The organism is Paraconexibacter sp. (genome assembly GCF_041602235.1).
Lineage (GTDB): Bacteria > Actinomycetota > Thermoleophilia > Solirubrobacterales > Solirubrobacteraceae > Paraconexibacter.
In genome coordinates this window covers 1-7,833 of record NZ_JBFIGP010000178.1, presented here as the reverse complement: position 1 = coordinate 7,833, position 7,833 = coordinate 1, and the positions used below count along the sequence as shown (strand labels likewise).

Below are 7,833 nucleotides of genomic sequence, written 5' to 3'. Positions count from 1 at the left end.
TGCACGACGTGCATCGGCAACTCGGGACCGCTGCCCCCGGAGATCAGCGCGGCGATCAACGAGGAGGATCTCGTCGCGGTGTCGGTGCTGTCCGGCAACCGGAACTTCGAGGGCCGCATCAACCCCGACGTGAAGATGAACTACCTCGCGTCGCCGCCGCTGGTCGTGGCCTACGCCATCGCGGGTTCGATGGACGTCGACCTGCTCAACGACCCGATCGGCCAGGCCTCGGACGGCAGTGACGTCTTCCTCAAGGACATCTGGCCCACCACGGCGGACGTCGCCGCCACGGTCGAGGAAGCCGTGCAGTCGGACATGTTCCGCAAGAGCTACGGCCAGGTCTTCGACGGCGGGCCCGAGTGGAACGCGCTGGACGTGCCGTCCGGCGACCGCTTCGCCTGGAACCCGGACTCGACCTACGTGCGGCAGGCGCCGTACTTCGACGGGATGCCCCAGACGCCCGACCCCGTCAGCGACATCGAGGGCGCGCGGGTGCTCGCGAAGCTCGGCGACAGCGTCACGACCGACCACATCTCGCCGGCCGGCGCGATCAAGAAGGACGGGCCCGCGGGCCGGTACCTGGAGGAGCACGGCGTCGCGCCGCGTGACTTCAACTCCTTCGGCTCGCGTCGCGGCAACCACGAGGTGATGATCCGCGGCACGTTCGCGAACATCCGCCTGCGCAACCAGCTCGCGGAGGGCACCGAGGGCGGCGTCACCCGCTACCTCGGCCCGGGCGGGGACCCGTCCGAGGTCCTGGCGATCGCCGACGCGGCGCTGAAGTACGCCGACCACGACATCCCGCTGGTCGTCCTGGGCGGCAAGGAGTACGGGTCCGGCTCGTCGCGCGACTGGGCGGCGAAGGGCACGAACCTGCTCGGTGTCCGCGCCGTGATCGCCGAGAGCTTCGAGCGCATCCACCGCTCGAACCTCGTCGGCATGGGCGTCCTGCCGCTGCAGTTCCCGGACGGTCAGTCGGCCGACGCCCTGGGGCTGACCGGCGAGGAGACGTTCTCCATCACGGGCTTCGCCGACGCGCTGAACGCCGGTGACCTGCCGAGGACCGTGAAGGTCACGACGGACACGGGCACCGAGTTCGACGCCCGGGTGCGGATCGACACGCCGAAGGAGGCGGACTACTTCCGTCACGGCGGCATCCTGCAGTACGTGCTGCGCCAGATCGCGGCGGCGTAGGCGACGGTCGGGGGGAGAGCGGCTCGGGCGCCTCGATAGGGTGGCCCGATGCCCATCCCCCCCGTCCTGCATCGACTGCTCACCGCTGCGGGCCCGTCCGGCTACGAGACGGCGCCGGCCGCCGTCTTCCGCGACGCGGTCGGCGAGTTCGCCGAGGTCTCCACCGACGTGATGGGGACCGTCCGGGGTCGTGTGGCCGGCACGGCGGGCGGCCGGACGCTCGCCATCGTCGGCCACATCGACGAGATCGGGCTCATCGTCACGCACATCGACGACGACGGCTTCCTGTTCTGCATCGGCGTCGGCGGGTGGGACCCGCCGAACCTCGTGGGCCAGCGGGTCGACGTGCTGACGAAGGACGGCGTCGTCGCCGGGGTCATCGGCAAGAAGCCGATCCACCTGCTCAAGGGCGACGCCCGCGACAAGCCGACCAAGCTCGAGGATCTGCACATCGACATCGGCGCCAAGGACGGGGACGAGGCCCGTGGCCGGGTCCGCATCGGCGACGTCGCCGTCATCTCGGGCGAGCCCGTCGAACTGCCCAACGACCGCGCGGTCTCCCGCTCGATGGACAACCGCCTGGGTTGCTTCGTCGCCTACGAGGCGGCCCGACTGGTCGCCGAGGCCGGCGGGGCGGCGGGCGACGTCGTGGCGGTCGCCGCCGTCCAGGAGGAGATCACCTTCGGGGGCGCCCGCACCACGGCCTACGCGCTGCAGCCCGACGCGGCCATCGTCGTCGACGTCACCTTCGCCACCGATCAGCCCGGCATCGACCTCAAGGAGCACGGCAAGCACGAGTTCGGGTCCGGGCCCGTCATCGAACGCGGCTCGGTCCTCAACCCGGCGATCTTCGAGGGGCTCCACGCCACCGCCGAGGAGAAGCAGATCCCCTTCACGATCAGCTCGTCGGCAGGCCGGACCGGCACCGACGCCGACGCCGTGCACTTCAGCCGGGCGGGGATCCCGTGCGGCCTCGTCGGCCTGCCGCTGCGGTACATGCACTCCCCGGTGGAGATGGTGCAGCTCGGCGACGTGCAGCACGCCGCTGAGCTCATCGCCGCCTACGCGCTCTCGCTCCCCGCCGACGCGTCGTTCGCGCGCTGACGCAGCACCGCGGCGCCGCGGCGCGCCGCGATGCCGGCGGCAAGGCCACCGAACAGCGACAGGTCGCCGATCACCAGGAAGGTGATCCCGATGATCGTCGCGCCGTCTCCGACGTCGGGCGGGGCCGCGGGACCGTGACCGGCGACGAGCGCCGCCGCTCCCATCGCGATCCACAGGAAGCACCACCACAGGCCCGCGAGGCCGAGCTTCGACCGGAACGGCGCGATCGCCATCCCGACGAAGGGGATCAGGGTGACCGCGAGCACGAGCGACACGATGTGTCCGCCGGTGCCCTCGGGACACGGAGCCGAGACGGTCGCTCCGCCGAGCGTCCCGCAGTTCCCGGTGCGCACCAGCTCGTACAGCGCGTCGGCAGCCATCACGACCGACCCGCCGATGAGCAGCAGCGCCACGGCGAGCCGAGCGATCCGCAGGCTCATGGGCCCGCCGGGTCGCTGGAACGCCGGACCTTCGTGCCGTCGACGCTCGCGTACCACCGGGCGTCCCGCGGCCGGACGCCGGCGACCTCGAGGAGCCACTCGGCCTGGGTGATGCGCCGTTCGAGCTCGGAGAAGCTCACCTGCACGCTCACGACGCTCGCGTCGGGGTCGCGGAGCCGGCTCAGCACGGCCCGGACGGCCGTCTCGGCACCGGTGATCAGGAGGCGGTCGGGCGGCAGGCCGGCGCTCTCGCTGCGACCGGCCTGTCGGGACGACACGGCGTAGGCGGCGTCGACGCGACGCACGCGCTGGCGGGCGGCGTCGTCGCGGGTGAAGAGCTCGAGGCCCGTCGGAGCGACGGTCAACTGGGTGACCACCTCGTCCGCCGCCAGGCCGCGCGTCGCCGCCGTGTAGGCGTGGTCCAGGTTGCGCGCGCGGAGGAACGAGCGGGAGTCCAGGTTCGTGATCTCGCCGCGCCGCGCCTGCTCGAGCGGGTCGTCGAGCTTGCCGCGCTCCTCGACCACGAGCGCGGCCGCCGTGCCTCCCAGGCTGATCGTGGCCAGCAGCAGCGCGATCAGTGAGCCCGGGACCCCGGTCCTCCGCGGCCCGCCGCCGGGGATGCCGGGGACGCGCGTGGCCGCGGATGAAGCGGTCCGGCTCTCGTCGACCTCACGGCCAAAGGCGTCGGTCCCCATTACGGAGCAACGATAAGTGCTCCTGGTCGCGCGCGCGAGCGGTACCCGGGCCGGCGACGGGGCCGGCGGGGGCGGACCTACTCCTGCTCGCCGTCGCCGCGAGCCAGCGTCCGCTCGGCCACGGCACGGAAGAAGTCCGCCCGGGTGACGACGCCGACCACGCGGCCATGGTCGGTGATCGGCACGAGGAGCACCCGATGGTGCAGGAACACCTCGGCCACCGCGGCGTCGGCCGCGTCGGTCGAGACGTCCACGTGCTCGGTGGTGAGGTGCTTCCCGACCGGGTCGACCAGGCAGCCGGCGCGGCGGTCGATCGTGTCGTCGAGCGAGTGGGTCACGAAGCCCGCGTACCCGATCTCACTCAGGTACCCCGGGAACAGGGCCCCGATGAACTCGCGCTCACCGAAGATCCCGCGCAGCCGGCCGTCCTGGTCGACGACCGGGACCGCGGGCAGGCCGGTGTCGACGAGCACGCGCAGGGCGTCGACGACGGGTTGGTCTCGGGTGACGGTGGGCGCCTGGCGCATCGTCGTCTCGATGATGGATCTCGGCATCGTGCGTGGTCCTCGCTTCTACAGGTACCTGAGGCTGATGTATCCGGTGGCGAGCAGCAGGGAGACGAACGTGACCGGTACCCCCAGCTTGAGGAACTCGAAGAACCGGATCCGGCGGCCGGACCGCTCCACCAGGCCGGCGGCGGCCACGTTCGCGGCGGCGGCGATCAGCGTCGCGTTGCCCCCGAAGCAGGCGCCCAGCGACAGCGCCCACCAGTACGCGTTGTCGTCGGACTCGTTGAGCTGCTCGACCACGGGGATCATCGCCGTGGTGAACGGGATGTTGTCGACGAGGCCGGAGGCGATCGCGCTGATCCAGGTGATCCCGAGCAGTTCGGCGGTGCGGTCGCCGTTGGTGATGTTCGCCACGCCGTCGGCCACCTCGCCGATCGCGCCGGTCTCCTCCAGCGCACCGACCATGATGAACAGGCCGACGAAGAAGAACAGCGTCGTCCACTCGACCTTCGCGAGGGTCTCCTCGAGGTTCTGGCGCGTGAGCAGCAGCATCAGCGCGGCGCCTGCGAGGGCCACCGTCGCCGGTTCGACGTGCAACGGCTTGTGGACGAAGAAGAAGACGATGGTCCCGAGCAGGACCGGCAGCAGCCGCTTGAGCTCCTCCGGGTTCTCGATGGCCTTGTCGGCATCGAGTTCCAGGACGCGTTCGCGCGCCGCGGGGTCGACCTGCAATCGCTTGCGGTACACCCTGTACAACAGCGCGGTCACGACGATGAACGTCACGATCACGATCGGCGCGAGGTTGGTGATGAACTCGGCGAAGCTGAGTCCCGTCGCCCCGGCGATGAGGATGTTCGGCGGGTCACCGATCAGGGTGGCCGTGCCGCCGATGTTCGACATGAAGATCTCGATGAGGATCAGCGGGATCGGGTCGATGTCGAGCGCGTCGGCCAGCAGGAACGTGATCGGCACCATCAGCAGGATGGTGGTCAGGTTGTCCAGGAACGCCGACAGGACGGCCGTCGCCCCGCCGAGCAGCAGCACGATCGCCAGCGGACGGCCCTTCGACGCCTGGCCCGCCCGGATCGCGAGATAGGTGTAGAGCCCGGTCGTCTCGGTGAGGCGGACGACGATCATCATCCCCACCAGCAGCCCGATCGTCGCCCAGTCGACGGCTTCGATCGCCTGCTCCTGATCGATCGTCTGCGTCAGGAGCATGACGACCGCGCCCGCCAGGGCCACCTTCGTGCGGTGCACCCACTCGGTCGCCACGAGGGCGAGGACGACGAGGAAGAGGATGATGGCGAGCGTCACGGGCGGCTCCGGAAGCGGGCAGGGAAGGTCGACGTGCCGACCAGTCTTCCCGGCTCACCGGGAAGGACCCTATCGACCGGTACCGTCCGGTGAGGTGCTGTTGCTCTTCGACATCGACGGGACGCTGCTGCTCCGGGCGTCCCGCGAGCACGCCGACGCGGTCCGCGCCGCGGTGCTCGAGGTCTTCGAGGTCTCGGTCGCGGACGTCCACGTCGAGACGGCCGGCCGCACCGACGCGGCGATCGCCCGTGACCTCGCGCTGGCGGCGGGCGTCCCCGGAGCCGTCGTGGACGAGGGATCGTCCGCGCTGATCGAGGCGGCGTGCCGTCACTACGACCGCCTGTGTCCCGACGACCTGACGTCGTTCGTCGCGCCCGGCGTCCCGGAGATGCTCGCGGCGCTCTCGGCCGAGGTCGACGTGATGACCACCCTGACCGGGAACTTCGCACCGATCGCGCGGCGCAAGCTGGCGGCCGCCGGGATCGGCCATCACTTCCACGACGGACAGGGCGCGTACGGCAGCGACCACGCCGACCGCAACGCGCTGCCGGCGATCGCCCGCGCGCGCGCCGGCCGGCGGGCGTGCGGCAGGGCCTACCCGCGCGAGCGCACCGTCGTCATCGGCGACACGCCGCTGGACATCGCGTGTGCCCGAGCCGACGGCGTGGCCGTGATCGCGATCGCCACGGGCCCCTTCGAGGCCCCCTCCCTCGCCGGCGCCGACGTCGTGGTCCACGCGGCCGACGAGCTGCCCGCCGCGATCCGCTCGCTGCGGGCCGCGGCGCCGCCGCAGCCGACGTGACGGAACCCGGGCCGATGGGGGCGCCCCGCTACCCTGTGGGCTCGTGACCGACGACCAGTCCACCGTCGCCGCCGCCGCGGAGCGCGTTCGCACTGCGGTCGTCGATCCACTGACGGAGTTCCTCCACGACGAGGCCGCCGGTGGTATCGCGCTGGCGATCGCGACGGTGGTCGCGCTCGTCTGGGCCAACAGCACGTTCTCGGACGAGTACCTCTCGCTGTGGGACACGAAGCTCACGCTCGGCATCGGCGCCGCAGTCATCTCGGAGGATCTGCGGCACTGGGTCAACGACGGCCTGATGGCGATGTTCTTCTTCATCGTCGGCCTGGAGATCAAGCGCGAGCTGGTCTGCGGTGAGCTGCAGGACCGGCGCTCGGCGGCGCTGCCGATCATGGCCGCGGCCGGCGGTGTCGCCGTTCCCGCCCTGATCTTCACCGCGATCACCCTCGGGACCGACAGCATCGACGGCTGGGCGATCCCCGCGGCCACCGACATCGCCTTCGCGATCGGCGTGCTGGCGCTGCTCGGCGATCGCATCTCCCCGGGCCTGAAGCTCTTCCTCCTGACGATCGCGATCGTCGACGACATCGTCGCGATCGTGATCATCGCGGTGTTCTACTCCAAGGGGCTGGCCCTCGGCTGGCTCGCGATCGCCGTCGCCGCGCTCCTCTCCGTGCTGGTGCTCCAGCGGCTGGGGGCCACCCGCCCGTGGCACTACATCCCGATCGCGCTCGTGGCCTGGGTGGCGACCCACGAGTCCGGGGTGCACGCGACGATCGCCGGCGTGGCGCTCGGCCTGCTGACGCCGACCGGCAAGATCGCGGGACGCCGGGTCCTCGAGGACCTGGAGCACCGGCTGCACCCGATCAGCGCGTTCGCGATCGTCCCCCTGTTCGCGCTGGCGAACGCCGGCGTCGACCTGGGCGGCGGCGCGATCGGCGACGCGGCATCGAGTCGCCTGGCCTGGGCGATCGTGGCCGGCCTGGTCCTCGGCAAGCTCATCGGCATCGCGGGCGCGACCTTCCTCGGCCTGCGCCTCGGGTGGGGCACCCTGCCCGATCAGGTGACCAAGGCGCAGGTGTGGGGCGTCGCGGCGCTCGGCGGGATCGGCTTCACCGTGTCGCTGTTCATCGCGGATCTCGCCTACGACGACGCGGCGCTGGTCGACACCGCCAAGATCGGGATCCTGGCCGGCTCGATCCTCAGCGGCCTCGTCGGCATCGCCATCCTGCGACGGCGGACGCCGGTGCCGGACGCGCCGCCGGAGCCGGACGCTCAGCCCGCTCCGGCGTAGTCCCCGGTCACCTGCCCGCTCAGTTGCGGGTGAGCTTCTTGTAGCCGATCCGGTGGGGGCGGTCGGCGGCGTCCCCGAGGCGCTCGCGGCGGTTCTCCTCGTAGGCGTCGAAGTTGCCCTCGAACCACACGACCTGCGAGTCGCCCTCGAACGCGAGCACGTGCGTGCAGATGCGGTCCAGGAAGAAGCGATCGTGCGAGATGATCACCGCGCAGCCGGGGAAGCCGACGAGCGCGTTCTCCAGCGCCTGCAGGGTCTCGTGATCGAGGTCGTTGGTCGGCTCGTCGAGCAGCAGCAGGTTGCCGCCGGACCGCAGCAGCTTCGCGAGGTGCACGCGGTTGCGCTGGCCGCCGGAGAGCGTGCCCACCTTCTGCTGCTGGTCGCTCTTGCGGAAGTTGAAGCCCGCCACGTACTGGCGTGAGGGCATCTCACGGCTGCCGACCTTGATGTAGTCGTAGCCGTCGGAGATCTCCTCCCAGAC

Annotated in this window: 9 protein-coding genes; 4 read left to right on the top strand and 5 right to left on the bottom strand. The window is 71.3% G+C overall.

Features of this window, described 5'->3' with window-relative positions; translation table 11 throughout:
* Nucleotides 1-1,194: aconitate hydratase (locus tag ABYE80_RS13845; RefSeq protein ID WP_372790872.1), on the top strand; the 1,194-nt coding region annotated here is incomplete at its 5' end.
* Nucleotides 1,195-1,242: 48 nt separating this feature from the next.
* Entirely contained in the window at nucleotides 1,243-2,298 is a 1,056-nt protein-coding gene (locus ABYE80_RS13840) for a M20/M25/M40 family metallo-hydrolase (RefSeq protein WP_372790871.1), read from the top strand.
* Here the strand turns inward: ABYE80_RS13840 and ABYE80_RS13835 are convergent.
* The 4 genes from ABYE80_RS13835 to ABYE80_RS13820 form a co-directional block, all read right to left on the bottom strand.
* Nucleotides 2,256-2,738 (bottom strand): hypothetical protein, encoded by a 483-nt coding sequence (locus ABYE80_RS13835; RefSeq protein ID WP_372790870.1) that lies wholly within the window; start codon nucleotides 2,736-2,738, stop codon nucleotides 2,256-2,258. The genes ABYE80_RS13840 and ABYE80_RS13835 overlap by 43 nt on opposite strands.
* Entirely contained in the window at nucleotides 2,735-3,433 is a 699-nt protein-coding gene (locus tag ABYE80_RS13830) for a hypothetical protein (RefSeq protein WP_372790869.1), read from the bottom strand. Before ABYE80_RS13830 ends, ABYE80_RS13835 begins: the two co-directional genes overlap by 4 nt.
* 77 nt (nucleotides 3,434-3,510) lie before the next feature.
* A complete protein-coding gene (locus tag ABYE80_RS13825; protein ID WP_372790868.1) occupies nucleotides 3,511-3,987 on the bottom strand; it encodes an HPP family protein in 477 nt (158 codons plus the stop codon).
* Between the two features lie 18 nt (nucleotides 3,988-4,005).
* Complete coding sequence (locus ABYE80_RS13820) at nucleotides 4,006-5,256, bottom strand: SLC13 family permease (protein WP_372790867.1); 1,251 nt, start codon at nucleotides 5,254-5,256, stop codon at nucleotides 4,006-4,008.
* A gap of 94 nt (nucleotides 5,257-5,350) precedes the next feature.
* Here ABYE80_RS13820 and ABYE80_RS13815 point away from each other — a divergent pair, with 94 nt between their 5' ends.
* A complete protein-coding gene (locus ABYE80_RS13815; protein ID WP_372790866.1) occupies nucleotides 5,351-6,058 on the top strand; it encodes an HAD family hydrolase in 708 nt (235 codons plus the stop codon).
* Between the two features lie 43 nt (nucleotides 6,059-6,101).
* A complete protein-coding gene (gene nhaA / locus ABYE80_RS13810; protein ID WP_372790865.1) occupies nucleotides 6,102-7,352 on the top strand; it encodes a Na+/H+ antiporter NhaA in 1,251 nt (416 codons plus the stop codon).
* Between the two features lie 19 nt (nucleotides 7,353-7,371).
* On the opposite strand, the gene ABYE80_RS13805 is transcribed toward nhaA, so the two are convergent.
* Nucleotides 7,372-7,833: ATP-binding cassette domain-containing protein (locus ABYE80_RS13805; protein WP_372790864.1), on the bottom strand; the 462-nt coding region annotated here is incomplete at its 5' end.

Bases quoted from the DNA above. Each gene is read 5' to 3' on its own strand.
- ABYE80_RS13830 (WP_372790869.1), bottom strand. From the start codon at position 3,433: ATGGGGACCGACGCCTTTGGCCGTGAGGTCGACGAGAGCCGGACCGCT.
- ABYE80_RS13835 (WP_372790870.1), bottom strand. From the start codon at position 2,738: ATGAGCCTGCGGATCGCTCGGCTCGCCGTGGCGCTGCTGCTCATCGGC.
- ABYE80_RS13825 (WP_372790868.1), bottom strand. From the start codon at position 3,987: ATGCCGAGATCCATCATCGAGACGACGATGCGCCAGGCGCCCACCGTC.
- ABYE80_RS13840 (WP_372790871.1), top strand. From the start codon at position 1,243: ATGCCCATCCCCCCCGTCCTGCATCGACTGCTCACCGCTGCGGGCCCG.